Here is a 25,008-nt window from a genome sequence, read left to right as displayed (position 1 = left end):
CGCTATCGTTTTGACCATCATTCTTGGAGCCGCATGCCTTTTCAGTCCCTCAAAAACCATCTTCTCATCGCCATGCCGGGTTTGCACGACGGCCTCTTTGATCGCACCGTCATCGTGATCTGCGAGCATACCGAAGAGGGCGCCATGGGCATCGTGATCAATCGCCTGCTCGACCTGAACCTGGCGGATGCCTTGCGGGCGGTGGATATCGTGCCGGGGGAGGAGATGATCAATCAGGCGGTGTACTGGGGCGGGCCGGTCCAGGAGCAAAACGGTTTCATCCTGCACACCCCGGCCGGGGCCTGGCAGTCCAGCCTCGCCGTCAGCGCCGATCTGGTCTTGACCACCTCGCCGGATTTGCTGGCGGCCATTGCCCAGCATGAGGGGCCGGAACGATTTTTGCTCGCCCTGGGCTACGCAGGCTGGGGACCGGGACAACTGGAAGTGGAGATCAAGGACAACGCCTGGCTACATGGCCCGGCCGACCCGGTGGTCATTTTCGATCTGGCGGCGGGGGAGCGCTGGCAGGCCGCCGCCCGCCTGATCGGGGTCGATATGCGTCTGCTCAGCGGGGCCGCCGGGCATGCCTGAAGGGGGGCCGGCCATCGGTCTCGATTTTGGCCGCCGACGCATCGGCATTGCGGTTTTGGGGGAGATGGGCCTGGCGCCCCAGGGCCTGGCCACGTTGCACAATGGTCCCGGCGGCCCCGACTGGATGGCCCTTGACCGGATCGTCGGAGAATGGAAGCCTAGCTGTCTGGTGCTGGGTTTGCCCCTGCACATGGATGGCTCCGAAGGCCCCATGGCGGCGGTCGTCCGCCGCTTCGGCGCGCAGTTGCAGCGCCGCTATGGATTGCCCCTGCACTGGGTCGACGAACGGCTCAGCAGCCATGCGGCGGCCCTGGCCTTGCGGGACTGCGACTTGACGGCGAAAAAGCGCAGGCGGGTCCTGGACCAGGCCGCCGCCTGTGAAATTTTATCGACCTTTCTCGAAGGGGGGGAACCCTGATGAGCACAAAGCCCGGCTGGGATGTGGAGCCTTTGCTGGACGCGATGAGGCGCAGTCTGGCGCCGTGGTGCCGGGAAGCGGAAACGGGCATGATCGGCATCTATACCGGCGGCGCCTGGATCGCCCGGCGTCTGCACGCCGCCATGGGCCTGGATCTGCCCCTGGGGGAGGTGGATATCTCCTTTTACCGGGACGACTTCAGCCATATCGGCCTGCATCCGCAGGTGCGGGCCTCCCATATCCCCTTTGACGTGGATGGCCGGCAGATCATCCTGGTGGATGATGTCTGCTATACCGGGCGCACGATCCGGGCGGCCATGAACGAGATCTTCGACTATGGGCGGCCGGCCCGGATCATCCTCGCGGTGCTGGTGGACCGGGGCGGCCGTGAACTCCCCATCCAGCCCGATGTGGCCGCCCTGCGGCTCACCCCCGTTCCCGGCGAGGCCATCAAGCTCACCGGGCCGGAACCGTTGCGACTGGAATTGCGGCAAATAGAGGGCCGCCCATGAGGAAGGCCCTGCATTTCGGGGATGCCGGCACGCAGCACGGCGCAGACGGCCGGCTACGCCATCTGCTCAGCATGGAGGGCCTGCGCGACAGGGAGATCCTCCACATCCTCGATACCGCCGAGTCCTTCCTGGAGATCGGTCAGCGGGTCATCAAGAAGACCCCTACCTTGCGGGGCCGGACCATCGTCAATCTTTTCTTCGAAAACAGTACCCGTACCCGCAGCACCTTCGAGTTGGCCGCCAAACGCCTCTCCGCGGATGTCCTCAACATTGCCGTCAGCACCAGCAGCCAGAGCAAGGGAGAGTCTCTTCTCGATACGGTGGACAACCTGCGGGCCATGCATGTGGATGGTTTCGTCATCCGCCATCCCGAGGCGGGAGCGGCCCATCAGGTGGCGCGCCATGTGGGCGGCGAGGCCTTGGTCATCAATGCGGGGGATGGGCAGCACGCCCATCCCACCCAGGCCCTGCTGGACGTCTTTACCATCCGTCATTATCGCGGACCCATGGAGAATCTGGTGGTGGCCATCGTCGGCGACGTGCTGCATTCCCGGGTGGCGCGCTCGCAGATCTATGCCCTCTCCATCCTCGGTTGCCCGGAGATCCGGGTCATAGGGCCGCGTACCCTGGTGCCGGCGGAGCTCAGTGCCCTGGGGGTGCATGTCTACCATGACCTGGATGCGGGCTTGCGCGGGGCGGACGTGGTCTGTGCCCTGCGCCTGCAGCGGGAACGCATGGAGGCCCATCGCCTGCCCAGCCTCGACGAATACCACCGACGCTTCGGCCTCACCAGTCAGCGCCTGGAAAAGGCCGCCCCCGGCGCCCTCGTGCTCCATCCCGGCCCCATCAACCGGGGGGTGGAGATTGCATCGGAACTGGCCGATGGGCCGCAATCGGTCATTCTTGCCCAGGTGACCCATGGCTTGGCCGTGCGCATGGCGGTGCTCACCCTTCTGGCCGGGGCCCTGGGCGGGGAGGAGGAGTGATGCGACGATTGCTGCGCGGTGCCCGCATCATCGATCCGGCGACGGGCTTCGATGGCGTCGCCGATCTTGCCATTGCCGGTGGGCGGATCCTCGCCCGCGGGCAGATCCCTGCCGATTTCATGGCCGAGGAGGTGCTGGACGGCAGCGGGCTGGTGGCCTGCCCGGGCCTGGTGGAAATGTCCCTCCAGGCCCATACGCCGGGCCACGGCCGGGATGGGGATCTGGCCTCGGAACTGCGCGCCGCCGTGGCCGGTGGCGTGGTGCATGTCGCCTTGAGCCCCGCTACGGACCCCTGCGCCGATACGGCCGGGGTGATCCACCAGCAACGCAACCTGGCCGCCGCCCTGGGCCTGGCCAAGGTCTATCCCACCGGGGCCCTGACCCGGCAATTGGCGGGCGAGGCCCTGAGCGAGATGGCCGCCCTGGAGGAGGCCGGCGCCGTGGCCTTCAGCCAGGGCGGCCGCGCCGTGGGCAATGGCGCGTTGCTGCGCTTGGCCCTGGCCTATGCCGCCGACTTTGCCTTGCCCGTCCTGCTGCACAGCGAAGACGCCCTCCTGGCGGCCGACGGTGTCATGCATGAGGGCGCCCTGAGCGTGCGTCTGGGTCTGGCGGGGCGCACGGCCATCGCCGAGCAGGTGGGCGTGCTGCGCGATCTGGCCATTGCGCAGTTGGTGGATTGCCCCGTTCATCTGCGCCACCTCAGCACCATGGCGGCCCTGGATGCGGTCCAGGCCGCCCGCCGGCGGGGCCAGCAGCCAACGGTGGACGTCAGCATTCACCATTTGCTGCTGACGGAGCAGGATGTGGGCCTGTTCAACACCCACGCCAAGGTCCTGCCGCCGTTGCGCCCCGGCAGGGAGCGGGATGCCTTGCGCCAGGCGCTGGCCCAGGGCCAGATCGATGCCATCAGCAGTGATCACTGTCCCTGGGGCGTGGATCGGATGGGTCAGACCTTTGCCCAGGCGCCCTTTGGCATCGCCGCCGTAGAGCTGCTCCTGCCCCTGACCCTGCGCCTGGTGGACGAAGGCGTGATGGATCTGGCGACGGCCATCGGACTGCTGACGACGGGGCCGGCCCGCGTCCTCGGCTTGGCCACGCCCAGCCTGGCGCCCGGGGCTCCCGCCGATCTCTGCATTTTTGCTGCCGACCAATATTTTGTGGTGGATCCCCGGCAACTGGTGTCACGGGGGAAGAATCTACCCTATGGGCAATGGGAATTGCGCGGCAAGGTGCGCTATACCCTGGTGGACGGGCACCTGGTGTATCGGGCCTGAAGGGGCGGAATGGCGGTATTGGCGGGAGCGGATCCTGCCGATGGCCGGGAAACGGTCGCTGCCGAATCCCGGCTGTTCCCCCCTCGGCGGCAGCGGTCAGTCCTTTTCCTCGGGAGTGTGGAAACTGCGCTCGGCATCCGCCATTTCTTCTTCCGCCGTGCGCGCCGGACCTTCTTCGGGCGCGGCCTCCCGGGCCGGGGATTGGGGCAGGCGGGCGGCAAAGAAGAGGCCAATCTCGAAAAGCAGGTACATGGGGATCAGCAGCAGGATCATCGACAACACATCGGGCGGGCTGAGCACCGCGGCGGCCACGGCGCAGATCAGAAAGGCATAGCGGCGACCGTTGCGGAGCGTTTCCACCTGGAGGACGCCGATGCGTGTCAACACGATGATGAGAATGGGGATCTGGAATGCCAGACCGAAGGCCAGGGAAAATTTGACGATCAGCGAGAGATAGTTGCTGACCTGGGGCATGGCGGTAATGTCGCCGCCGGAGAAGCTCACGAAAAACTTGAATGCGGCGGGAAAGACCAGGAAATAGGCAAAGAGCATTCCGCCAACAAACAAGAAAACCGAGGCGAAAATCAACGGGAAAAAGGCCCGCCGTTCGTGTTCATAGAGTCCTGGCGCAATGAAGGCCCAAAACTGGTAAAGCACGATGGGCAATGCCAGGACAAAGCCCGATAACAAGGACAGCTTGACATAGGTCAGGAAGACCTCGGGGAGGCTGGTATAGATGAGGTGGCTTCCGGCCGGCAGAACCCGGATCAGGGGCGCGGCAAGGATATTGTAAATGCTTCGGGAAAACGGGTAGGACAGTAAAAACCCGATAAAGACGGCCAGTACGGCAAAAAGCACGCGTCTGCGCAATTCCAGCAGGTGACCGATGAAGGTGTTTTCCGCAAGTTTATCCAAGTTGCCAGCCGTCCCTGAAAACGCTTATCCGATGAAATGGTCCGGTAAACCTAGATATCCGGCCCTTGGCAGTTCCTGCTGGCGCAAAGCGGACCGGGCTTCGTTCAATGAAGACGCTCTTCGGCGGGCGGCGTGGGTAGCGGCGGCGCAACTACCCCCTCACTCTGGGCGGCTGGCACCGCGCTGTCACCGCCATCGCTCGGCGGCGGCGGGATTTCCTCGGGAGGCTGGGGCGCAGGGGGCGGGGCGAGCAGGTCTTCGTTGGCCAGGGTACGGAGTTTGTCGGCCTCGCGGCGCAGGTCATCCAGCAGCAACTGCTGCTCGACTTCCGCGCGCACGCCGGTCAGGGTGCGCCGCAGGACCCCATACCAACGCCCTGCCGTTCGCGCCATTTCCGGCATCTTATCGGGCCCGACCACCAGCAGGGCAATGACCGCCAGGACCACGAGCTCGCCAAAGCTGAAATCAAACATGAGCGCCGGACTAATCAGCGTTTGACGGATTCATGCTCGCTGCTTTTGACTTCCGCATCAATGGTGTGCCCCAAGGACTCCTTTTTCTCCTCTTCCTCCTTCACCGCCGAGCGAAAGCTCTTGATGGCGGAGCCCAGGTCGGAACCCACGTTGCGCAGCTTGGTAGTACCGAAAAGCGCCACCACGATCAATAAAATAATGACGAGATGCCAAATGCTCAATCCACCCATGATCGATCTCCTTACCCGGCAAGGGTTAACAATTGGACCATAGGGGATGGCAAAGGTTGCGTCAAGCGCCGGGCGCGGCTTGGCGGGCTGCCTTTTCGGCCAGCCCCGACAAGCCTTCCCGACGCGCCAGTTCCCCCAGGACGGCATCGATATGCAATCCCTGTTCCTCCAAGGCGATCATGAGGTGAAAGAGGAGGTCGGCCGCCTCGGCAACGATAGGCGCCGCCTCCCGGTTCTTGCAGGCAATGAGGAACTCGGCAGACTCCTCGCCCACCTTCTTGAGGATGCGGTCCTGGCCGCTGTGGAGCAATTGCGCCACATAGGACTGGCCCGGATCGGCCGCACGCCGCGCCTGGATGGTGGCTTGCAGGGATTGGAGGATGCTCCCCGCCGGCGGCGCCTGGCGCTGCCAGCCGCCGGCACCGGGGTTGCCGAGGAAAAAGCAGGTCTGTTCGCCCGTGTGGCAGGCCGGCCCTTCCTGAATCACGCGCAGGAGGATGGTGTCGCCGTCGCAGTCCAGGCGCAACTCCACCAGGCGCTGATAGTGGCCGGAGCTCTCTCCCTTGCGCCACAGGCCCTGGCGGGAACGGGACCAGTAGGTGCCGAGGCCGTCACGCAGGGTGGCGAGGAGGGCCTCGGCATTCATCCAGGCGAGCATGAGCACCTGGCCGGTGCGGGCGTCCTGGGCGATGGCGGGAACGAGGCCGTCGCCGTTCCAGCGCACGGCCTGGAGGATGGCGCTGCTGTCCGCGGCGGCGGGATTCATGGGCGCGCCCCCGCCGCCTGGCGCACGGCGATCCCTCGGGCGGCAAGATAGGCCTTCACCTCGGGGATGCGAAACTGGCCGAAGTGGAAGACGCTGGCGGCGAGGACCGCGTCGGCGTGGCCCTCGCGCACACCCGCGGCGAAATGTTCCAGAGCCCCCACGCCCCCGGAGGCGATGACGGGAACGGGGACGGCCGCGGCCACGGCGCGGGTCAGGGCGATGTCGAAGCCCACCCCGGTGCCATCCCGGTCCATGCTGGTGAGGAGGATCTCGCCGGCCCCGTATTCGGCCATGCGCCGGGCCCAGGCGACGGCGTCCAGGCCCGTGGGCTTGCGGCCGCCGTGGGTGAAGACTTCCCAGCGGTCGTCGACGCGCTTGGCGTCGATGGCCACGACGATGCAGGAATTGCCGAAGCGCCGCGCCGCCGCCCGCACCAGTTCGGGGTCGCGCACGGCGGCACTGTTGATGCTCACCTTGTCGGCCCCCGCCAGCAGCAGCGTGCGAATGTCTTCGACGCTGCGCACCCCGCCGCCCACCGTCAGGGGGATGAAGACCTGGGCGGCCACGGCGGATACCATGTCGGCGAGGGTACCCCGTTCCTCGTAGCTGGCGGAGATGTCGAGAAAGGTGATTTCGTCGGCGCCTTCGTCGTTGTAGCGCTTGGCCACCTCCACCGGATCGCCGGCGTCGCGCAGGGCGACGAACTGCACACCCTTCACCACGCGGCCGTGGTCGATGTCCAGACAGGGAATGATCCGTTTGGCGAGCATCTAGGCCTCGGCCAGGGCGCGGGCCTGGGCGAAGTCCAGGGTCCCTTCGTAGATGGCGCGACCGGTGATGGCGCCAATGATGCCATCCTCTTCGACGGCCTTGAGGGCCATGACCTGCTCCAGGTTGGCAATGCCGCCCGAGGCGATGACGGGCACGCGCACCGCTTGGGCCAGTGCCCGGGTGGCCTCGATGTTGGGGCCGCTCAACATGCCGTCGCGGCTGATATCGGTGTAGATGATGGCTTCTATGCCCTCCTGGGCGAAGTGCCGGGCCAGATCGATGGGGTCATGGCGGGAGAGCTTGGACCAGCCTTCGGTGGCCACCTTGCCGTCCCGGGCGTCGAGGCCCACCATGATATGGCCGGGGAAGGCCAGGACCGCATCGGTGACAAAGCCGGGATTGCGTACCGCCTGGGTGCCGATGATGACATAGCGCACGCCCGCCTGCAGGTAGGCATCGATCTGCTCTTCGCTGCGGATGCCGCCCCCCACCTGGATCTCCAGGTCCGGGAAGGCTTCGGCGATGGCGCCGATGACCCGCGCATTGACCGGCGTGCCCTGCACGGCGCCGTCCAGATCCACCACATGCAGCCGTTTGGCCCCGGCGTCCACCCAGCGTTGGGCCGTGGCGACGGGATCGTCGGAAAAAACGGTGTCCTCGTCCATTCGCCCCTGGCGCAGACGCACACAATTTCCGCCTTTGAGGTCAATGGCCGGAATCAACAGCATGACAACTCCTCCCTGATCATCAGATGCCGCAAGCAGGACCGCTACCGCCGTCCCAAGCCAGAAAATTGCCGAGCAAGCGCAGTCCCGCCTCGCCGCTTTTTTCGGGATGGCATTGCAGGGCGAAGAGATTGTCCACGGCCACGGCCGCACAAAAAGGGAAGCCATAGTCGGCAAAGGCCGCCAGGAGTTCCGGATTGGCCGGTTCGACATAAAAGGAGTGGACGAAATAGAAATGGGCATCCTGGGGAATGCCGGCGAAAAGCGGATGGGCCACCAGTTGGTGCAGTTCGTTCCAGCCCATGTGCGGCACCTTGAGGGGAAGGCCGTCGCGGTCCCGCATGGCCTCGGGCGGGAAGGCGAGCACCCGCCCGGGTAGCAGCCCCAGCCCCGCATGGGCGCCGTGTTCCTCGCTGGACTCCATGAGCAACTGCATGCCCAGGCAGATACCAAGAAAGGGCCGGGTCTGGGCGGCTATGCGCACAAAGTCCGTCAACTCCCGCGCCTCCAGGGCGGCCATGCAGTCGCCAAAGGCGCCGACGCCGGGAAAGATGATGCGATCCGTGCCGGCCAGGACTTCGGCGCGGTCGCTGACCACGGCGCTGGCACCAAGATGCTCCACGGCCTTGGCGACGGAGTAGAGATTGCCCATGCCATAATCGATGATGCCGACCCGCGTTGCCCCGGGCCTCATAGACAGCCCTTGGTGCTGGGTATCGCGCCGGCGGCCCGGGCATCGGGGGTCACGGCCATGCGCAGGGCGCGACCGCAGGCCTTGAAGATGGTCTCGGCAATGTGATGGGCATTGCGCCCGCGCAGGTTGTCGATGTGCATGGTGATCTGGGCGTGATTGACAAGGCCCTGAAAGAATTCATAGAAAAGATCCACGTCAAAGCCTCCCACCTGGGCGCGGGGAAAATCGACCGCATAGACCAGGCCCGGCCGGCCGGAAAGATCGACCACCACCCGCGAGAGGGCTTCATCCAGGGGGACATAGGCATGGCCATAGCGAAGGATGCCGGCCTTGTCGCCGACGGCCCGGGCAAAGGTCTGGCCGAGGGTGATGCCGATGTCTTCGACGGTATGGTGGGCGTCGATTTCCAGATCCCCCTGGGCGCGGATCTGCAGGTCGAAGAGGCCGTGACGGGCCACCTGCTGCAGCATGTGGTCGAGGAAGGGCAGACCGGTATGGAGGTCGGCGCGGCCTTCTCCGTCCAGGTTGAGGGCGACAAAGACCTGGGTTTCCAGGGTATCCCGTTGTTGCTCCGCTTGGCGCTGATTCACCGCAATGACTCCAGGACCGCCAAAAAGCGGTCGTTTTCTTCGGGTTTGCCGACACTCACCCGCAAATAGTCGCCGAGGAGGGGATGTCCTGTAAAGGCCTTGATGAGCACGCCGCCGGCCTTGAGCCCGGTGAAGATCGCGCTGGCCCGGCCGGGTGCCTGGAAGAGCAGGAAATTCGCGGCACTGGGCCAGATGGGGAAGCCCATGGCCCGCAGGGCCCGGTAGAGACGCTCGCGCTCGGCGCGGATCCGTTCCGCCTGCTCTGCCAGGAGCGCCGCGTGGCGCAGATAGAAGCCGGCGCTGAGCTGGGTCAGCACATTGATGTTGTAGGGCAGGCGCAGCTTGTCGAGTTCGTTGATCCAGGCCGCAGGGCCGGCCAGGAAGCCCAGACGCAGGCCCGCCAGCCCTTCCTTGGACAGGGTGCGCAACAGGAGCAGGTTGGGGCTGTGGCCCAGGCGGTCGGCAAAACTCACCTGGCTGAAGGGGTGATAGGCCTCGTCCACCACCACCAGACCCGGCGCCTGGGCGATGATGGCCTCCATGTCGCGCGCGGGAAAGAGCGTACCGCTGGGATTGTTGGGCCAGTCGAGGAAGATCAACGCCGGTTGATGGACCCTGATGGCCTGCAGGAAGGCCGGGAGATCAAGCTGAAAATCCTGGTCCAGCGGGACGCCGACAAAGGGCAGACCGAGGTGTTCGGCGAGGATGCGGTACATTGCAAAGGACGGTTCCGCCGCCAGAACGGGTCGCCGGGTGCCCGCCACGGCGATGACGAGGAGCTGGAGCAACTCGTCGGAGCCGTTGCCCAGCATCAGGTCGAGGTCCGGCGCCAGACCCAGGCGCGTCTTCAGGGTGTCCATGAGGGCTTGGGGACGCGGGTCGGGATAACGGTTGAGGGCCGCCTGGCCGATGCTGGCCAGCCATTCCGCGCGCAGCGCGTCCGGCAGGGAGTAGGGATTCTCCATGGCGTCGAGCTGGATGAGCCCCTGGCGGTCGGGCACGTGATAGGCCTCGCTGGCCAGCAGCGCGGGGGAGAGAAGCGCGCGGATCAGCGTGTCGCTGCTGCTCGCCGTGCTCATCGGGGAGGCTTGCTGCGGCAGGCCGCAGAGCGGGCATGGGCCGTCAAACCCTCGGCGGTGGCGAGGCGCTCGGCGATGGCACCGAGGGTACCGGCCCCTGCCGGGCTGGCGTGGATGAGGCTGCTGCGCTTGACGAAGTCATAGACGCCCAGGGCCGAGGAAAACCGTGCGCTGCCCCCCGTGGGCAGGACGTGGTTGGGTCCCGCCAGGTAGTCGCCGAGGGCTTCGCAACTGTGGATGCCCATGAAGATGGCACCGGCGTTCAGGATCTCCGGCAGCCAGTCCTCGGGATCCGCCACCGCCAGCTCCAGGTGTTCGGGGGCGATGCCATTGGCGATGGCGCAGGCCTCGGCGCGGTCGCGCACGCGGATGACGGCCCCCCGCTCGGTCCAGCTCTTGCGGGCGATGGGGGCGCGGTCGAGCTCGCCCAGGGCCTTCTCCACGGCCGCCGCGACGGCCTCCAGGTGGGCGTCGTCCCAGCCGATGAGGATGCTCTGGGCCAGCTCATCGTGCTCGGCCTGGGAGAGGAGGTCCCAGGCCAGCCATTGGGGGTCGGCGCTGCCATCGCTGATGACCAGGATCTCGCTGGGGCCGGCGATCATATCGATGCCTACCCGGCCGAAGACCATGCGCTTGGCCGTGGCCACATAGATGTTGCCGGGGCCGACGATCTTGTCCACGGCGGGGATGCTTGCGGTGCCGTAGGCCAGGGCGGCCACGGCCTGGGCACCGCCGATGGTGAACATCCGGCTCACTCCGCAGACCGCCGCGGCGGCCAAGACCCAGGGATTGATCTGGCCTTGGGGGGTGGGTACGGTCATGATGATCTCGGGTACTCCCGCCACCTGGGCGGGGATGGCGTTCATCAGGACGGAACTGGGGTAGGCGGCCTTGCCGCCGGGGACGTAAATGCCTACGCGCGACAGGGGCAGCACGCGCTGGCCGAGGACGGTGCCGTCGGCCTCGGTATAGGTCCAGGTCTCCATGCGCTGGTGCTGATGGTAGCTGCGAACGCGATGGGCGGCGAGGTGGAGTGCCTCGCGATCGCTGGGCGATAGGCTGGCCAGGGCTGCGTCCCAGCGCGCAGGGGGGATCTCCAGGGCCGCGGCCTCCTGCAGATCCAGGCCATCGAAGCGCCGCGTATAGGCGAGGACCGCTTCATCCCCCTGCTCACGCACCGCCGCCAGGATCTCCCGCACCCGGTCCTCCACGGCCGGGTCGTTGTTGGCGTCCCAGTCGTGGAGTTCGTGGAGACGGGCGCTGAAGTCGGGTTCGCGGGTATCCAGTTTTCTCATGGCTGGCCTCTCATGGCTGGACTTGTGCCTCCAATTGTCCGATAAGCGTTTCAATGGGCCGCAGCTTGCGCTTCATGGCGGCGCGGTTGACCACCAGACGGCTGGAAATGGGGGCGATCTGCTCCACTTCCACCAGGCCGTTTTCGCGCAGGGTGCGGCCGCTGGACACCAGATCGACGATGCGATCGGCCAGCCCCACCAGGGGCGCCAGCTCCATGCTCCCGTAGAGCTTGATGATCTCGGTCTGTACGCCCCGGGCCTGGAAGTGACGGCGCGTGATGTTGGGGTACTTGGTGGCGATGCGCACCCGCTCCCAGCGCTGGGGGGCGTCGTGGGCGGCGAGGTCCGCCGCCTCCGCCACGGCCATACGGCAAACCCCGATCTTGAGGTCCAGGGGCTCGTAGAGATCCAGCCCCTCCTGCTCCATGAGCACATCCTTGCCGGCGATGCCGAGATCGGCCGCCCCCCAGGTCACATAGGTGGGGACATCGCTGGCGCGAATGATGAGAAAACGCAGGCCGGGATGGCTGCTCTCGATGATGAGCTTGCGCGACTGGTCCGGATCCTCCAGAGGCACGATCCCGGCCCCGGCAAAAAGCGGCAATGCCTCTTCGAGGATGCGGCCCTTGGATAAAGCAATGGTGATGCCGTGATTCACGCCACACTCCGTTCACCGGAAATACGCCGGATGTCCGCTCCCAACGCGCTCAGTTTTTCTTCAATGACTTCATAACCGCGATCGAGATGATAAATGCGATCGATGCGCGTCTCGCCCTCGGCCACCAGGCCGGCCAGGACCAGGGAGGCCGAGGCCCGCAGATCCGTGGCCATGACGGGCGCCCCGCGCAGGCGGGGAACACCGCGCACCACGGCGATCTTGCCATCGGTGCTGATGTCCGCCCCCAGGCGCTGCAGTTCGGAAACGTGCATGAAGCGGTTTTCAAAGATGGTCTCGGTGAGGACACCCCGGCCCTCGGCAATGCAGTTCATGGCCATGAACTGCGCCTGCATGTCGGTGGGAAACGCCGGATAGGGCGCGGTACGCAGGTCCACGGCGTGGGGACGGCGATCCATGCGGATGCGGATGCTGCTTTCACCCTCGTCAATCCGCGCCCCCGCTTCCCGCAGCTTGGCCATCACGGCATCGAGAATGCGCGGGTCGGTGCGCTTCAGGGTCACGTCGCCGCCGGCCATGGCCGTGGCCACCAGATAAGTGCCCGTTTCGATCCGGTCGGGGAGCACCGAATGCTCGGCGCCGTGGAGTTCCGCCACTCCCTCGATTTCGATGACCGAGCTCCCCGCCCCGGCAATGCGCGCCCCCATGGCGGTGAGACATTGGGCCAGATCGACCACTTCCGGCTCGCAGGCGGCATTTTCGATGGTGGTATATCCCTCTGCCAGGGTGGCGGCCATGAGGAGATTTTCGGTCCCGGTGACGGAGACCATATCCATCACGATGCGCGCGCCCTGGAGACGCTTGGCCCGGGCCTTGACGAAGCCGTCTTCGAGGGTGATCTCCGCGCCCAGGGCCTGGAGTCCAGCGAGGTGGAGATTCACCGGCCGGCTGCCGATGGCGCAGCCTCCCGGCAGGCTCACCTCGGCGGCGCCGAAGCGCGCCACCAGGGGACCCAGGACGAGGATGGAGGCGCGCATGGTCTTGACCAGTTCATAGGGAGCCACCAGCGAATGCACCGTGCGCGGGTCCACCTCGATGCCCAACTGACCGTCCACCAGGATTCTGGCCCCCAGGGTGCTGAGGAGTTCCAGGGTGGTGGTGATATCGCGCAGGTGGGGAATATTGCGAATGCGCACCGGCTCGCGGGCCAGCAGGGTAGCCGCGAGACAAGGCAAGGCCGCATTCTTGGCCCCGGAGATACGCAACTCGCCGCGCAGGGGCCCATTACCACGCAGGAGTAGTTGGTCCATGCGGGGTGCTCAGCCCTCGGCCGCCTGGGTGCTGGCGATGAGTTTCTGCAGTTCGCCCTGCTGGAAGAGGTCCCCCATGATGTCGGAACCGCCGATGAACTCCCCATTGACGTAGAGCTGGGGGATGGTCGGCCAGTTGGAGACCTGCTTGATCCCATCGCGAACCTGCGGATCGGCGAGTACGTCCACCGTCAGGAAGTCCTTCGCCCCCGACTGCTGCAAAAGCTGCACGGCGCGGGCCGAAAAGCCGCATTGGGGAAACTTGGCATTACCCTTCATGTACAGGACGATGGGGTGCTTGGTGATTTGCTCGTGGATAACATCCTGAATCGTTGCCATGGAAATCCTCTGTGGGTGAAAAGGGGAAAGGGACCTTAGGACGGATGCGCCGCTTGCCATGCCTGCCACTGTTCCGGGGTCATGGTGCGCAGCGCAAGGGCGTGGATCTCCTCGCGCATGCGCTCGCCCAGGGCCTGATAGACGAGTTGGTGCTGCTTGACCGGTGATAGGCCGATGAAGGCCGCCGTAACGACCAGGGCTTCAAAGTGCGTCCCATCGTCACCGCTGACCATGACGGTGGCCTCGGGGAGATGCGTGGCGATGAGTTCCTGCAAGAGTTGTGCATTCATCGGATTATTGTAGCGCAAAATGACAGCCCTGTGATGGGGAGTGGGACATGCGGAAAATTTATACCTTGGCCCGGCCTGACTGCAAGGGCAGGGCATCCGCAACGCCTTGGCGCAGGACTCACTGGCGCAGCTTGTAGCCGCTGCGCAGCAGGCGCCAGGCAAGGAAGGAGGTGACTGCGGCAAAGGCGACGCTCACCGCCAGGCACAGCCACACCGAGACGTCGGACGCCGCGAAAAAACCGTAACGGAAGCCGTCGATGACGTAGAAAAAGGGGTTGATCAGAGAGATCTTCCGCCAGGCGGGAGGCAGGGAGTGTACCGAATAGAAAACACCGGCGAGAAAGGTCAGGGGCATGATCAGGAAGTTCTGGAAACCGGCAATCTGATCGAATTTCTCCGCCCAGAGGCCGGCGATCAGACCCAAGGCCCCCATACCGCCCGCGCCGAGGAGGGTGAAGATCAACACCCACAAGGGGTGGATGACCGGGAGATGCAGATAAAAGAGGGCGAGGATGAGGATGGCAAGGCCGACCACCACGCCGCGCACGATGGATGCCGCGGTCATCGCCACGAAAATCTCGCTGGGGCCGAGGGGGCTGAGGAGGAGGAAAACGATATTGCCCGTCACCTTGGCCTGGATCAGGCTGGAGGAGCTGTTGGCAAAGGCGTTTTGCAGCACCGCCATCATCATCAGGCCCGGTACGATAAAGGCCGTATAACTCACGCCCGGATAGACCGAGACCCGGCCGCCCAGGGCATGGCCGAAGACCACCAGGTAGAGCAGCGTCGTCACCAGGGGGGCGGCCACGGTCTGCAGCCAGACCTTGCCGAAGCGCAAAATCTCCTTATAGAACAGGGTCCAGGTGGGGGTGAAGCGAAGGCCAGAGGACGGTCTCATCAGGGGCTGGGCCGGGAAGGTGGGCGTGCTACGGGTTGGCTCATTCACGGCTGCTCTAACCCCATGTTTCCCAGGATGTCGGTGAAGGCGTCTTCCAGATCGGGTTCCTGCACGTGCAGATCCAGGATCTGCGCCGGTAGATCCTGGAGCGCCGCCAGCACCGCGCCGAGGCTATGGCGGCTCTGGTCGAGGCGCAGCACCAGGGTATTTTCGCCCGCCCCGCTGAGGAAGCCCGCCAGCGTTTCCGGCAGCGGCCCTGGATCCTTGTCGAAGGTGACGGTCAACACCCGCCAGGTGAAGCGGGCCAGGAGGTGATCCTTGGCGTCCAGGGCGATGAGCCGCCCCCGCTGCAGGATGCCGATACGGCTGCAGAGCTCTTCGGCTTCTTCCAGGTAATGGGTGGTGAGGATGACGGTATGGCCTTCCTCGTTGTAGCGGCGCATGAAACGCCAGAGCCCCTGGCGCAGCTCCACGTCGACGCCGGCGGTGGGTTCGTCGAGGACGACCACGGGCGGGCGATGGACGAGGGCCTGGGCAATGAGCACGCGCCGTTTCATGCCCCCCGACAGGCTGCGCAGGTTGGCATTGGCCTTGTCGGCGAGATCGAGTTCGGCCATGAGTTCGTCGATCCAGTCATCATTGCGGCGCAGCCCGAAATAACCGGATTGCAGGCGTAAAAACTCCCGCACCGTAAAAAACGGATCATAGGCCAGTTCCTGGGGAACCACCCCCAGCATTTGCCGGCTGCGCCGGAAATCCCTTTCCACGTCAAAGCCGAAGATCTCGGCGCGGCCGCTGGAGCGCCGGACCATGCCGGCGAGGATGTTGATGAGGGTGGATTTGCCGGCGCCGTTGGGACCGAGCAGACCGAAAAACTCGCCTTCGGGAATGGCCAGATCCACTCCCGCCAAGGCGAGATGGGAAGCGTAGGCCTTGCGCAGGCCCGATACCCATACGGCGGGAGGCGGGCTCATGGACAGAACTGGAGCAGGGTATCGAGGCGGTAAAGGCGTGCCAGGTCCAGGAGCGCCGCAGATGCTGCATGGATGCGCAGGGGCTGGCCCTGGCGGCGGGCTTCCTGGGTCCATTCCAGGAACAGGGCCAGGGTGCTGCTGTCGGCCCCCTCCAGCCCGGCGAGGGAAATGTCCTGCCAGTCCGGGGTGGGGCGCGCGCTTTCCATTTCCCGCAGGGCCCGGGCGAGTTCGGCTATCCGCCAGTCCCCTTGAAGGAAGAGCCACTGCGCGCCATTGACGGGGCGCGCCTCCCAGCGGGAGGTCGTGCTCAAGAGCGCGCCGCCTCCGTAAGGCTGGTGTCCGCCCCCCGATCCTTGCTCTGCATGTCTTGCAGCAGGGCCGGTATACCGCGGCTGGAGGCGATCTGGCCAAAGCTCTGGCGATAGTTGAGGACCATGCTCACCCCGTCGATGTAGGCGTTGTAGATCTTCCATTCCTTGCCGGTGTAGAGCAAGGCGTAGATGACGGGGACGTCCGGTCCCCCGCCATTCTGGCGGATGACCATGTTCACCTGGGCCACCGGCGGGTTCTGGGAGATCTGCTGGCTGCCGGTGATGCGCACCGTCTGGCCATGGTAATGGTTCAGGGAATTGGTGTAGGTGCGCACCAGGAGGTCCTTGAACAGACGCACGAATTCCTGCTGTTGCGCCGGCGTCATCTGGCGCCAGTATTGGGCCATGACATACTGTGACATGGTCATGAAATCCATGTGCGGCAGGACGATGTCGGCCACCTTCGTCTTGACGGCCGGGGTGAGGGGTTTGCCTTGGTTGCTCCGCAGGACCTGGAGCACCTGATTGGTCAACTGTTCCACCACCTGGACGGGCGCGGGATCGGCGTCGGCCCAGGCGGGTGCGGCCCAGGTCATCAGGACGAGCCAGAGGAGGGAAAGGAAACGTAAATAACGCATCATGGGCTCCTTATTTGCCACCAGAGGCCTTGCTGAAGATCATCTGGCCGATGAGCTGGTCGAGGTTGACGGCACTCTGGGTCATGGTAATGGTGCCTCCGGGTTTGAGGTCTTGCGGCATCCCGCCGGGTTGCAGGGCGATGAATTGTTCGCCCAGCAAGCCTTCGGTATAGATGGAGGCGCCGGTGTCCACGGGCAGCTTGAGCTGCGGGTCGATGCGCATGGTGACCTTGGCCATGAAGGTTTTGGGATCGACGCGGATCCGCGTCACCTCGCCGACGGTGACTCCGCCCAGTTTGACCGGGCTGCGCACCTTGAGGCCGCCCACATTGTTGAAGTCGGCGTTCAGGGTGTAGCCATTGCTGAAGGCGAAGCCCGACAGGTTGCCCACCCGGGTGGCCAGCACCACCAGCGCCCCGATGCCGAGAAGCACGAAAAGGCCCACCCACCAGTCCACTGCCCGTCTTTCCATGCCGATCTCCACAGTCTACTTGAATAACAATGCGGTGAGAATAAAATCGAGGCCCAGCACCGCCAGCGACGCGGTGACCACGCTGCGGGTGGTGGCGCTGCCTACACCCTCGGCCGTGGGCTGGGCCGCATAGCCCTGCCAGGCGGCGATCCAGGTGACCACCAGGCCAAAGCACAGGGCCTTGAACAGGCCATTCATGATGTCGCCGGTGAACGTGACATTGGACTGCATTTGCGCCCAGAAAGTGCCGCCATCGACGCCCAGGACCGGAACGGCGATGAGATAGCCGCCCCAAACGCCCACCAGATCAAAAATCACGCAGAGGATGGGCACCACGATGATGCCGGCCCACAGCCGCGGGGCCACCACCCAGGCCAGGGGATTGACGGCCATCATGTCCATGGCGCTGAGCTGCTCCGTGGCCTTCATGGAACCGATCTCGGCGGTCAGGGCCGACCCCGCCCGCCCGGCAAAGAGCAGCGCCGTCAGCACCGGCCCCAGTTCGCGCAAGAGGGAGAGGGCCACCAGGGTGCCCAGGGCCGAGGTGGCGCCAAAGCGCACCAGGGCGTAATAGCCCTGGAAGCCCAGGACCATGCCGGTGAAAAAAGCGGCGACGATCATCAGGGCCAGGGACAGGACGCCGAGGCCGTAGACTTGGCGCAGCAACTGGCGGAAGCTGAAATGGCGGCTGAAGATGGCCGCCAGGCCCAGCACCAGAAAGCGGCTAGCCGTGCCCAGGCGGGGCACCATGGCGAGGATGCGATTCCCTAGATTGGGAATGAAATCAAAGACAGCCAAGGGGTCAGCGCTCCTCTCCGGCAACGGCATCCATTTCCAGGGCGCGATCATAAGCGCAGGGCGCGGGATAATGGAAGGGCACCGGTCCATCGGGGTTGCCGGAGAGGAATTGCCGGGCCAGTTCCGAAGGACTGTCGTGGAGGGCCTGGGGGGTGCCTTCGGCGATGATCCGGCCGCCCGCCAGGATATAGCCGTAGTCGGCAATGGAAAAGGTTTCGTGGACGTCGTGGCTGACGATGACCGAGGTGGCGCCGAGGGCGTCGTTGAGGCGCTTGATCAAGGTCGCAATGATGCCGATGCTGATGGGGTCGAGGCCCGTGAAGGGCTCGTCATAGAGGATCAGCATGGGGTCCATGATCACGGCGCGGGCCAGGGCCACCCGCCGCGCCATCCCCCCCGAGAGTTCCGCCGGCATGAGGCCCGCCGCACCGCGCAGGCCGACGGCCTCCAGCTTCATCAGGACCAGTTTGCGCAAGATGCTTTCCGGCAATGAAAAATGGCGGCGCAAGGGAAAGGCCACGTTCTCGAAGGTGGAGAGGTCGGTGAACAGGGCGCTATGCTGGAAGAGCATGCCCATGCGGCTGCGCAGTTGGTAGAGCGCGTTTTTGTTGAGCCGGGTGGGTTCCTGTCCGGCAACCAGGACCTTCCCTCGGCTGGGAGTCAGGCTGCCGGCAATGAGGTTGAGCAAGGTGGTCTTGCCGCCGCCGCTGGCGCCCATGACCGAAACGATGGCGCGCCGCGGAATGCGCAGATCCACCCCGGTCAGGACGGCGCGGCGACCGCGGGAGAAGTATAGGTCTTGCGTTTCGACAAGGGCCTCGGCGGCCATGGGGGCTCCAAGCTGGCAGACAGGGCGCCAGTATAAACCGATCGGTCGGTTGTGGGCCAGCCTTTGTCCCGGTCAGTGGCCTTTGCATGCCGGCTTGCAAAGGGGGGTGCGAATTCCTTTTTTTATCCGGGCATTCGGGGTTTCTGCCCCCATCCGGGAGCGTCTTTCCGGGAGGAAAAAGTGCTTGCATCCTGGACTTATGCGTGTATAGTGCGCTCTCTGTTTCCACGGCACCGATAGCAGATACAAGGGGGTAAGTCCTTAAACGACTCGGAACGTACGGCGTCGCCACGTTCCAGCAAGGTAGGGCATAAGAACCAAGTACTGTCTGGGGGTGCACGGGAGCTGCTTCTTAACCTTTTGGCTTGTTAGGGGGGGCACTCATGCGCTCATTGGGACATCAAATCGTCGCAGATTTTTATCACTGTGACTCCAGTACCTTGTCTGATGTGGATATTGTTACGGATGCCATGCTCGAGGCGGCTCGCCGCGCCGGGTGTACGATCGTGACGCAAACCTTTCACCATTTTTCCCCCTATGGGGTGAGTGGCGCCGTTATCGTCGCCGAATCGCATCTGGCTATTCACACCTGGCCGGAATACGGTTATGCCGCGGTGGATGTCTTCACCTGCGGGGACATCATCCAGCCCGAGGACGCCTTGAACTACCTCAAGGAAGCCTTTGGTGCCGGGCAGGTTTCCACCATGGAAATGAAGCGCGGTCAGGTGGAGATGATGGGTGTGCCGGCCCATGAGGTGCGTGTCAAGCCGGTGTCGATGTTAAGCGCCTGAGCTGCTTGCTCAGGCAGGAAGGCGGGCCGTTCCGGTCCGCCTTTTCTTTATTCATATTCTTCTGCACAATCCGCCAGGGAATCGAGATCGATGCCCATCCCGCCCTTTCCGTGAGAGAAGCCCATGAGCACTGAACTTTGGTACACCGAGCGCTATGAAGAGCATGGCGCAGCCCTCAGTCTGAAGATTCGCGAGGTGCTCCATCGCGAACAAAGCCCCTATCAGCGCATCGAGATCTTTGCCACGGAGAGCTTTGGCACCCTGATGACCCTGGATGGCCTGGTGATGGTCACGGATCGGGACAACTTTCTCTATCACGAGATGATGAGTCATCCGGCGCTCTTTACCCACCCTGCCCCGCGCCGGGTGTTGATCATTGGCGGTGGTGACTGCGGCACCTTGCGCGAGGTCCTGCGCCATCCCGAGGTGGAAGAGGCGGTGATGGTGGAGCTGGACGAGCGGGTGACCCGGGTGGCGGAGCGCTTTTTCCCGCTGCTCTGCGAAAAAAACCAGGACCGGCGCGCGCATTTCCACTTTACCGACGGCATTGCCTGGGCGCAGGAGGCGGAAGCCGCCCGTTATGATGTCATCATTGTGGATTCAACGGATCCGGTGGGACCGGCGGCGGGTCTGTTCTCCACGGAATTTTATCGGGCCTGTTACCGGGCGCTGGGGGAGAAAGGGGTGCTGGTGGGCCAGAGCGAGTCGCCGCTGCTCCATGCAGACCTCATTCGCCAGTGCCAGGCGCGCATGGCCGAAGCGGGCTTCGGGGCGGTGAACAGCGTTTACTTTCCGCAGTTCAGCTACCCGTCCGGCTGGTGGAGCGCCACCATCGGGCGCAAGGGGCTGGACCTCGCTGCCTTCCGGGAGGCCGATGCCCGGGCCTTTACGGGCAATCGCTATTATCACGCCGACCTGCACCGCGCCGCGCAGGTGGCACCGGCTTTCCTGCTGCCGGCCTGACCCCGGATTCGGCGCGGCAAAAAGGCGCCGCGGTCCCCGTATCCTATCGCAGGAGCGGCCCATGGCCGCCAGCCTTGGTAATCAGGCGCATTCCCTTGCAACGGGTTTGGGTCGCGGCCATGGGCCGCTCCTACGGTTTCTGCGCCTCGCCGGGAGGTGTTGCCCCCCAAAGATCCCCGACCTTATTCCTCGTCATCACCGCCGCCTTCCTTGAAGGCGGCGGGATCAAGATGGTAGCGGCGCAGCAGGCGGTAAAACTCGGTACGGTTGCGCTGCGCCAGTTGGGCGGCCTGACTCACGTTGCCGCGGGTCATGCGCATGATCTGAATGAGGTAGTTCATCTCGAAACGGCCCTTGGCGTCGGCCAGGGGCAGCACCTCGCCTTCCTTGTCGCGCAGGGCGTGGCGGATGAGGGGGGCGCCGATGCGGGGGGTGGTGGAGAGGACCACCGCCTGTTCGATGACGTTGGCCAGTTGCCGGACATTGCCCGGCCAGGGCGCGGCCACCAGAAGTTCCATGGCTTCGGGGGTGATGCCGTTGACTTCCTTCCGATTCTTGCTGGCGGTCTCGCGCAGGAAATGCTCCGCGAGCAAGGGGATGTCTTCGGGGCGTTCCGCCAGGGGCGGGAGTTCCAGGGTGACCACGCAGAGGCGGTAATAGAGATCATCGCGGAAGCGGCGGGCGGCCATCTCCTGCTCCAGATCCCGGTGGCTGGCGGAAATGATGCGCACGTCCACGGGAATGCTTTCCGTCGCTCCCACCGGCCGGACGCAATGCTCCTGCAGGGCGCGCAGGAGTTTGACCTGGAGCGGCAGGGGCATGTCGCCGATCTCGTCGAGAAAGAGGGTGCCGCCGTCGGCGGCCTGGAAGAGGCCCTGATGGCTGGTGGCGGCGCCGGTGAAGGCGCCTTTTTTGTGGCCGAAGAGTTCGGACTCCAGCAACTGCTCGGGAAAGGCGGCGCAGTTGACGGCGATGAAGGGCCGGTCGCGGCGCGGGCTGGCCTGATGCATGGCCTGGGCCAGGAGTTCCTTGCCGGTGCCGCTGGCGCCATGGATGAAGACGCTGGCCGACGAGGCAGCCACCAGTCGCGCCTGGTCCAGGACCGCCTGCATCTTGGGGCTGCGGGTAAGGATGCGTTCCCAGCCGGGCTGGTCAGCGCGCTTTTTGCCGTCGGGGGGCAGGGGGGCGGCCGTAAGGGAGAAGGCGCGCTCTACCTGGGCCATGAGGTCCTTGCCGTCGAAGGGCTTGGTGAGAAAGGCGAAGACGCCTTGATTGGCGGCCACCAGGGCGTCGGGGATGGAGCCGTGGGCGGTGAGGATGATGACCGGCAGGGTGGGATAATCGCGACGAATGGCCTCCAGCAGCGCCATTCCGTCCATCTGGTCCATGCGCAGGTCGGTGACGACCAGACGCGGATGTTCCATGGCCAGGACCGACAGGGCCTCGCTGCCATTGGCTGCGGTGCTCACCGTGTAGCCGGCGCTTTTCATGCGCAGGGAGAGGAGACGCAGCAGGTCTGCGTCGTCGTCCACCAGTAAGATTTTGCCTTTGTCCATGCTTTCCTTAACGTCTGGTGGGCAGGCCCGCGTTTTTCTCGATCTGTACCAGCTCGTTGAGTTTTTTGCGGAGATCCGACTCACGTTGCTGGGACTGGGCGAGGCGGTTTTGCAGGTCGTTGATATGGGCTTCCAGTTTTTGGTAGACCGGATCGCCGGCTCGCGCCTCGGCCAACTGCTGGGCGAGGCTGGCGGCCTCATCCTTGACCGAACGGCAACTGGCCGTTGCCGCCACCGGTTTCTCCAGGCTGGCGATCTGCGCCTTCATGGCCTCCAGGGTCGCGATCTTGATGATGGTTTCACCCGGCGCCAGGGTGATGGTCTTCGGCGCCAGCGTTTGTGGGGTGGTGGCGCAGCCGCCCAGCGCCATCAGCAGAATCAGGGGAATTGGGCTCCTCCGCCAGGGGTAGGACCACACGGAAACAGGCTCCTGCCGATTCTTTGACGAGCAATTCAAGACTTCCCCCATAACTGAGTACATATTCCTTGGCGATGGCCAGACCCAGACCGCTGCCTTCCACTTTTCCGGAGCTGGAGGCGCTGCCCTGATACATGATATCAAAAATTTTCTCGTGTTCGGTGATCGGTATGCCCGGACCTTCGTCCTCGACTTCGAGGATCCCGTTGCCACCCTCGGCAAAGAGGCGAAGGTGAATGGTACTCCCTGGCGGGGAGAACTTCACCGCATTGGACAAGAGATTGTCGCAAATCGTGCGGAGCCGGTCCCGGTGTCCCCACACGTTCACCGCGTCCATCCGCAGGTCGAGGCGCAGCGACTGGCTGCGCAGACTGGGCTTGTAGCTCTGCAGCAGTTCTGCGATGACGGCGGCCAGAGGGACGGCCTGGGCCATTCCCGCGCCTGCTTGGCCCTCGGCCAGGCTGAATTTGAGCAGGTCTTCGATGAGCCGTTGCAGGCGGAGGCTATTGTCGCGAACGATCTGCACAATCTCCTGCTGTTCTGCGGCGAGTTCATGGCCGAGGTCCTCCTGGAGCAATTCGGCACCTTCGCGGATGGCGGTGAGGGGCGTTTTGAGCTCATGGGAGAGTTGGCGGAGGAAATGGAGCTTGGCGGCCTCCAGGGCGTTGAGGCGGGTGCGCAGCCATTCCAGCCGTTCTCCCACGGTGGCGATATCCCGGGGACCGCTGACGGCGATGGGCGTCTCCAGATCACCGTCGCCGAGGCCGGAAACGGCCTGATCGAGGCGGCGGATGGGTCGGGTGATGAGGATGATGAAGAGGATGGCGACGGCGATGGACAGGGGCAGGACCAGGAGCACTTCCAGCAGGGTCATGCGCTTGATGGCGAGGGCGCGGGTGCCAAGTTTGCCCACTTCGATGCTGATGCCTTCGTTGACGGCGGTTTGCAGCCGCTGCGCTGCGGTACCGGCCCGGCTAAAATCACTTTCCAGGGCGCTGCGGTTGCCCTCCAGGGCGACGATGGGCAGGAGTTGGCGGGCACGCAGCAACTTGTCGTCGAGACTGTGAAGTTGCTGGCGCTCGCTCTGCGCGGGGGCGGCCGCCGTGAATTGCGCTGCGGCCTTTTTGTAATCGTCGTAACTTTGCTGGTAGAGGACCAGCAGCGCCTGATCCTGCAGGACCGTGTACTGCAGGCCATAGCGTTCCATGGAGCGTACCGCATTGGTCATGCGATTGGCGGCATTGCTCATGGCCACGGCGCGGAGGATGCTGGTTTGGCCTTGCTCGGCAAAATGGGCGATGGATATGGTGACGCTGACGATGACCAGGACCAGCGGCACGATGGCGAGGCCAAAGCCGAAGATCACCAGCTTGGAAATGGAGCTAGGACGCAGAGCCATGAAGGAAAAGGGGCGGGATTGGGCCCACCGGGTCCGCAGCAAAAGATGCCTTAGCCTAGAGAAAGCCAGATGGATCTGCAAGGGAGCCTCCGGAGCCGGATGTCGGGAAATGCAACCTGCCTGATCTGGCTTGACCGCGGTCCCGGCAAGAAAAAGGCCCGAAGCAGGTGCTTCGGGCCGCAGGCACTACACCGGCACCCGGCAGAGGGATGCTGGCGCAGGAAAGCCTTTATTTACTGTGCGGGGGTGGCAGCCTTGGGCTCGGCCTTCTTCTCCACGGCCTTGTGCTCGGGGGCCTTGTGCTCGACCTTTTTCTCCACGGCCTTGTGCTCGACCTTCTTCTTCTCCACGGTCTTGTGCTCGGGCGCCTTGTGCTCCATGGTCTTTACCGGGGCCTTTTCGGTGGTGGTGGCGGGGGCTTCGGCGAAGGCGGCAGTAGCGGTCAGGAAGGACAGGGCAGCGGTCAGGGCAACGATCTTCTTCATAAAATGACTCCTCAATTGAGTGGCTCGATATTCCGCTGTAGCGGAGCTGTGATTTCTCAGCGGCTATACCTTAGCATATCTTGTGCCACGTTTATAACATATTGATTATAAAGATATTTTTAGAATATGGGGCGTCTATTGCCGAAACGCTGGTCAGGAGCCGTCACTTGCCGACGACAAAAGTCATGCCGTGCTGATCAACGCTATGATCCGAAAGGAAAAACACCTGTCGTTCGGCAACGACGCGGGGACGGAGATGCCCCCGCTCCTGCCCGGGCTGGGGGCGGATCATTTCAGGGGGCGGGCGGGACGTACCCTTCCGGGGTCTGGGCGCCTTCTCCAAAAAAGTAGGATTCCATCTGTTTTTCGAGGAAGAGACGCGATTTCGGGTCGATGGGTGAGAGGCGATACTCATTGATGAGCATGGTCTGGTGCTTGAGCCAGCCTTGCCAGGCTTCCTTGGAAACCTGCTCATAGATGCGTTTGCCCAGGGGGCCGGGGTATGGGGGGATGGCCAAGCCTTCGGCCTCTCGATCCAGTTTTACACAATGTACCATGCGCGTCATGCCGTGATCCTCAGTGAAAACCGCCGCAGCGGGTAA

General features: G+C 64.4%; 33 protein-coding genes. 7 read left to right on the top strand and 26 right to left on the bottom strand.

Annotated features, from left to right (window positions below; all coding sequences use genetic code 11):
• Nucleotides 1-33: 33 nt before the first annotated feature.
• The 5 genes from ACP5MM_RS00705 to ACP5MM_RS00685 are packed head-to-tail and all read left to right on the top strand — an operon-like array spanning nt 34 to nt 3,781.
• Nucleotides 34-591 carry a YqgE/AlgH family protein gene (locus ACP5MM_RS00705; RefSeq protein WP_427930567.1) on the top strand — a complete coding sequence of 186 codons (558 nt, stop codon included), beginning with the start codon at nt 34-36 and terminating at the stop codon, nt 589-591.
• Nucleotides 584-1,009: a Holliday junction resolvase RuvX gene (ruvX, locus tag ACP5MM_RS00700; protein WP_427930566.1), complete on the top strand. Its 426-nt coding sequence runs from the start codon at nt 584-586 to the stop codon at nt 1,007-1,009. Before ACP5MM_RS00705 ends, ruvX begins: the two co-directional genes overlap by 8 nt.
• The gene (gene pyrR, locus ACP5MM_RS00695) at nt 1,009-1,521 is read left to right on the top strand and encodes a bifunctional pyr operon transcriptional regulator/uracil phosphoribosyltransferase PyrR (protein ID WP_427930565.1); all 513 of its coding nucleotides are present in this window, start codon (nt 1,009-1,011) and stop codon (nt 1,519-1,521) included. Before ruvX ends, pyrR begins: the two co-directional genes overlap by 1 nt.
• Nucleotides 1,518-2,507, top strand: coding sequence for an aspartate carbamoyltransferase catalytic subunit (locus ACP5MM_RS00690; RefSeq protein WP_427930564.1), 990 nt, complete (start codon nt 1,518-1,520; stop codon nt 2,505-2,507). The genes pyrR and ACP5MM_RS00690 overlap by 4 nt, the downstream gene beginning before the upstream one ends.
• Nucleotides 2,507-3,781: a dihydroorotase gene (locus tag ACP5MM_RS00685; protein WP_427930563.1), complete on the top strand. Its 1,275-nt coding sequence runs from the start codon at nt 2,507-2,509 to the stop codon at nt 3,779-3,781. Before ACP5MM_RS00690 ends, ACP5MM_RS00685 begins: the two co-directional genes overlap by 1 nt.
• A gap of 96 nt (nt 3,782-3,877) precedes the next feature.
• Here the strand turns inward: ACP5MM_RS00685 and tatC are convergent, their stop codons facing one another.
• The 21 genes from tatC to ACP5MM_RS00580 form a co-directional block, all read right to left on the bottom strand.
• On the bottom strand, nt 3,878-4,696 hold the full coding sequence (tatC, locus tag ACP5MM_RS00680) for a twin-arginine translocase subunit TatC (protein ID WP_427930562.1): 819 nt from the start codon (nt 4,694-4,696) through the stop codon (nt 3,878-3,880).
• 104 nt (nt 4,697-4,800) lie between these two features.
• Nucleotides 4,801-5,169, bottom strand: coding sequence for a Sec-independent protein translocase protein TatB (tatB, locus tag ACP5MM_RS00675; protein WP_427930561.1), 369 nt, complete (start codon nt 5,167-5,169; stop codon nt 4,801-4,803).
• A gap of 14 nt (nt 5,170-5,183) precedes the next feature.
• On the bottom strand, nt 5,184-5,399 hold the full coding sequence (gene tatA, locus ACP5MM_RS00670; RefSeq protein WP_427930560.1) for a Sec-independent protein translocase subunit TatA: 216 nt from the start codon (nt 5,397-5,399) through the stop codon (nt 5,184-5,186).
• A 61-nt stretch (nt 5,400-5,460) separates the two neighbouring features.
• Nucleotides 5,461-6,165: a bifunctional phosphoribosyl-AMP cyclohydrolase/phosphoribosyl-ATP diphosphatase HisIE gene (gene hisIE, locus ACP5MM_RS00665; protein WP_427930559.1), complete on the bottom strand. Its 705-nt coding sequence runs from the start codon at nt 6,163-6,165 to the stop codon at nt 5,461-5,463.
• Nucleotides 6,162-6,935, bottom strand: a complete 774-nt coding sequence (gene hisF, locus ACP5MM_RS00660) for an imidazole glycerol phosphate synthase subunit HisF (RefSeq protein WP_427933948.1) — start codon at nt 6,933-6,935, stop codon at nt 6,162-6,164. Before hisF ends, hisIE begins: the two co-directional genes overlap by 4 nt.
• Entirely contained in the window at nt 6,936-7,664 is a 729-nt protein-coding gene (gene hisA, locus ACP5MM_RS00655; protein ID WP_427930557.1) for a 1-(5-phosphoribosyl)-5-[(5-phosphoribosylamino)methylideneamino]imidazole-4-carboxamide isomerase, read from the bottom strand. It lies immediately after the preceding gene.
• 19 nt (nt 7,665-7,683) lie between these two features.
• On the bottom strand, nt 7,684-8,355 hold the full coding sequence (hisH, locus tag ACP5MM_RS00650; RefSeq protein ID WP_427933947.1) for an imidazole glycerol phosphate synthase subunit HisH: 672 nt from the start codon (nt 8,353-8,355) through the stop codon (nt 7,684-7,686).
• Nucleotides 8,352-8,945, bottom strand: coding sequence for an imidazoleglycerol-phosphate dehydratase HisB (gene hisB / locus ACP5MM_RS00645; protein WP_427930555.1), 594 nt, complete (start codon nt 8,943-8,945; stop codon nt 8,352-8,354). The genes hisH and hisB overlap by 4 nt, the downstream gene beginning before the upstream one ends.
• Nucleotides 8,942-10,024 (bottom strand): histidinol-phosphate transaminase, encoded by a 1,083-nt coding sequence (hisC, locus tag ACP5MM_RS00640; protein ID WP_427933946.1) that lies wholly within the window; start codon nt 10,022-10,024, stop codon nt 8,942-8,944. The genes hisB and hisC overlap by 4 nt, the downstream gene beginning before the upstream one ends.
• Nucleotides 10,021-11,319: a histidinol dehydrogenase gene (gene hisD, locus ACP5MM_RS00635; protein ID WP_427930553.1), complete on the bottom strand. Its 1,299-nt coding sequence runs from the start codon at nt 11,317-11,319 to the stop codon at nt 10,021-10,023. Before hisD ends, hisC begins: the two co-directional genes overlap by 4 nt.
• A gap of 10 nt (nt 11,320-11,329) precedes the next feature.
• Nucleotides 11,330-11,977, bottom strand: coding sequence for an ATP phosphoribosyltransferase (gene hisG, locus ACP5MM_RS00630; RefSeq protein WP_427930552.1), 648 nt, complete (start codon nt 11,975-11,977; stop codon nt 11,330-11,332).
• Nucleotides 11,974-13,245, bottom strand: a complete 1,272-nt coding sequence (gene murA, locus ACP5MM_RS00625) for a UDP-N-acetylglucosamine 1-carboxyvinyltransferase (RefSeq protein ID WP_427930551.1) — start codon at nt 13,243-13,245, stop codon at nt 11,974-11,976. The genes hisG and murA overlap by 4 nt, the downstream gene beginning before the upstream one ends.
• Before the next feature lie 9 nt (nt 13,246-13,254).
• Nucleotides 13,255-13,584 (bottom strand): Grx4 family monothiol glutaredoxin, encoded by a 330-nt coding sequence (grxD, locus tag ACP5MM_RS00620; RefSeq protein WP_427930550.1) that lies wholly within the window; start codon nt 13,582-13,584, stop codon nt 13,255-13,257.
• A 35-nt stretch (nt 13,585-13,619) separates the two neighbouring features.
• Nucleotides 13,620-13,874: a BolA family protein gene (locus ACP5MM_RS00615; protein ID WP_427930549.1), complete on the bottom strand. Its 255-nt coding sequence runs from the start codon at nt 13,872-13,874 to the stop codon at nt 13,620-13,622.
• 118 nt (nt 13,875-13,992) lie between these two features.
• On the bottom strand, nt 13,993-14,820 hold the full coding sequence (locus ACP5MM_RS00610; RefSeq protein ID WP_427933945.1) for an ABC transporter permease: 828 nt from the start codon (nt 14,818-14,820) through the stop codon (nt 13,993-13,995).
• Nucleotides 14,817-15,746 (bottom strand): ABC transporter ATP-binding protein, encoded by a 930-nt coding sequence (locus ACP5MM_RS00605; protein WP_427930547.1) that lies wholly within the window; start codon nt 15,744-15,746, stop codon nt 14,817-14,819. The genes ACP5MM_RS00610 and ACP5MM_RS00605 overlap by 4 nt, the downstream gene beginning before the upstream one ends.
• Nucleotides 15,743-16,057 (bottom strand): STAS domain-containing protein, encoded by a 315-nt coding sequence (locus ACP5MM_RS00600; protein WP_427930546.1) that lies wholly within the window; start codon nt 16,055-16,057, stop codon nt 15,743-15,745. The genes ACP5MM_RS00605 and ACP5MM_RS00600 overlap by 4 nt, the downstream gene beginning before the upstream one ends.
• Nucleotides 16,054-16,698, bottom strand: coding sequence for an MlaC/ttg2D family ABC transporter substrate-binding protein (locus ACP5MM_RS00595; protein ID WP_427930545.1), 645 nt, complete (start codon nt 16,696-16,698; stop codon nt 16,054-16,056). The genes ACP5MM_RS00600 and ACP5MM_RS00595 overlap by 4 nt, the downstream gene beginning before the upstream one ends.
• 7 nt (nt 16,699-16,705) lie before the next feature.
• Nucleotides 16,706-17,167 carry an outer membrane lipid asymmetry maintenance protein MlaD gene (gene mlaD, locus ACP5MM_RS00590; RefSeq protein WP_427930544.1) on the bottom strand — a complete coding sequence of 154 codons (462 nt, stop codon included), beginning with the start codon at nt 17,165-17,167 and terminating at the stop codon, nt 16,706-16,708.
• A 15-nt stretch (nt 17,168-17,182) separates the two neighbouring features.
• Nucleotides 17,183-17,965, bottom strand: coding sequence for a lipid asymmetry maintenance ABC transporter permease subunit MlaE (mlaE, locus tag ACP5MM_RS00585; protein ID WP_427930543.1), 783 nt, complete (start codon nt 17,963-17,965; stop codon nt 17,183-17,185).
• Between the two features lie 4 nt (nt 17,966-17,969).
• The gene (locus tag ACP5MM_RS00580) at nt 17,970-18,794 is read right to left on the bottom strand and encodes an ABC transporter ATP-binding protein (RefSeq protein ID WP_427930542.1); all 825 of its coding nucleotides are present in this window, start codon (nt 18,792-18,794) and stop codon (nt 17,970-17,972) included.
• 383 nt (nt 18,795-19,177) lie between these two features.
• Between ACP5MM_RS00580 and speD the strand changes: the two genes are divergently transcribed.
• Together speD and speE are read left to right on the top strand one after the other, a co-directional pair.
• Nucleotides 19,178-19,585 carry an adenosylmethionine decarboxylase gene (speD, locus tag ACP5MM_RS00575; RefSeq protein ID WP_123102784.1) on the top strand — a complete coding sequence of 136 codons (408 nt, stop codon included), beginning with the start codon at nt 19,178-19,180 and terminating at the stop codon, nt 19,583-19,585.
• Nucleotides 19,586-19,708: 123 nt separating this feature from the next.
• Entirely contained in the window at nt 19,709-20,548 is an 840-nt protein-coding gene (gene speE, locus ACP5MM_RS00570; protein WP_427930541.1) for a polyamine aminopropyltransferase, read from the top strand.
• Nucleotides 20,549-20,730: 182 nt separating this feature from the next.
• Here the strand turns inward: speE and ACP5MM_RS00565 are convergent, their stop codons facing one another.
• The 5 genes from ACP5MM_RS00565 to ACP5MM_RS00545 all read right to left on the bottom strand — a co-directional run bounded on the left by ACP5MM_RS00565 (nt 20,731) and on the right by ACP5MM_RS00545 (nt 24,972).
• Nucleotides 20,731-22,104, bottom strand: coding sequence for a sigma 54-interacting transcriptional regulator (locus ACP5MM_RS00565; protein ID WP_427930540.1), 1,374 nt, complete (start codon nt 22,102-22,104; stop codon nt 20,731-20,733).
• A gap of 7 nt (nt 22,105-22,111) precedes the next feature.
• Nucleotides 22,112-22,474 carry a hypothetical protein gene (locus ACP5MM_RS00560; protein ID WP_427930539.1) on the bottom strand — a complete coding sequence of 121 codons (363 nt, stop codon included), beginning with the start codon at nt 22,472-22,474 and terminating at the stop codon, nt 22,112-22,114.
• Nucleotides 22,404-23,963, bottom strand: a complete 1,560-nt coding sequence (locus ACP5MM_RS00555) for an ATP-binding protein (protein ID WP_427933944.1) — start codon at nt 23,961-23,963, stop codon at nt 22,404-22,406. The genes ACP5MM_RS00560 and ACP5MM_RS00555 overlap by 71 nt, the downstream gene beginning before the upstream one ends.
• A 191-nt stretch (nt 23,964-24,154) precedes the next feature.
• Nucleotides 24,155-24,406, bottom strand: coding sequence for a hypothetical protein (locus tag ACP5MM_RS00550; protein WP_427933943.1), 252 nt, complete (start codon nt 24,404-24,406; stop codon nt 24,155-24,157).
• Between the two features lie 293 nt (nt 24,407-24,699).
• Nucleotides 24,700-24,972 carry an oxidative damage protection protein gene (locus tag ACP5MM_RS00545; protein WP_427930536.1) on the bottom strand — a complete coding sequence of 91 codons (273 nt, stop codon included), beginning with the start codon at nt 24,970-24,972 and terminating at the stop codon, nt 24,700-24,702.
• Between the last annotated feature and the right edge of the window lie 36 nt (nt 24,973-25,008).

Source organism: Acidithiobacillus sp. (genome assembly GCF_049965315.1).
Taxonomy (GTDB): Bacteria; Pseudomonadota; Gammaproteobacteria; order Acidithiobacillales; family Acidithiobacillaceae; genus Acidithiobacillus_B.
Note: the sequence above shows the minus strand (reverse complement) of the source record. Positions and strands in the feature narration are given on the sequence as shown.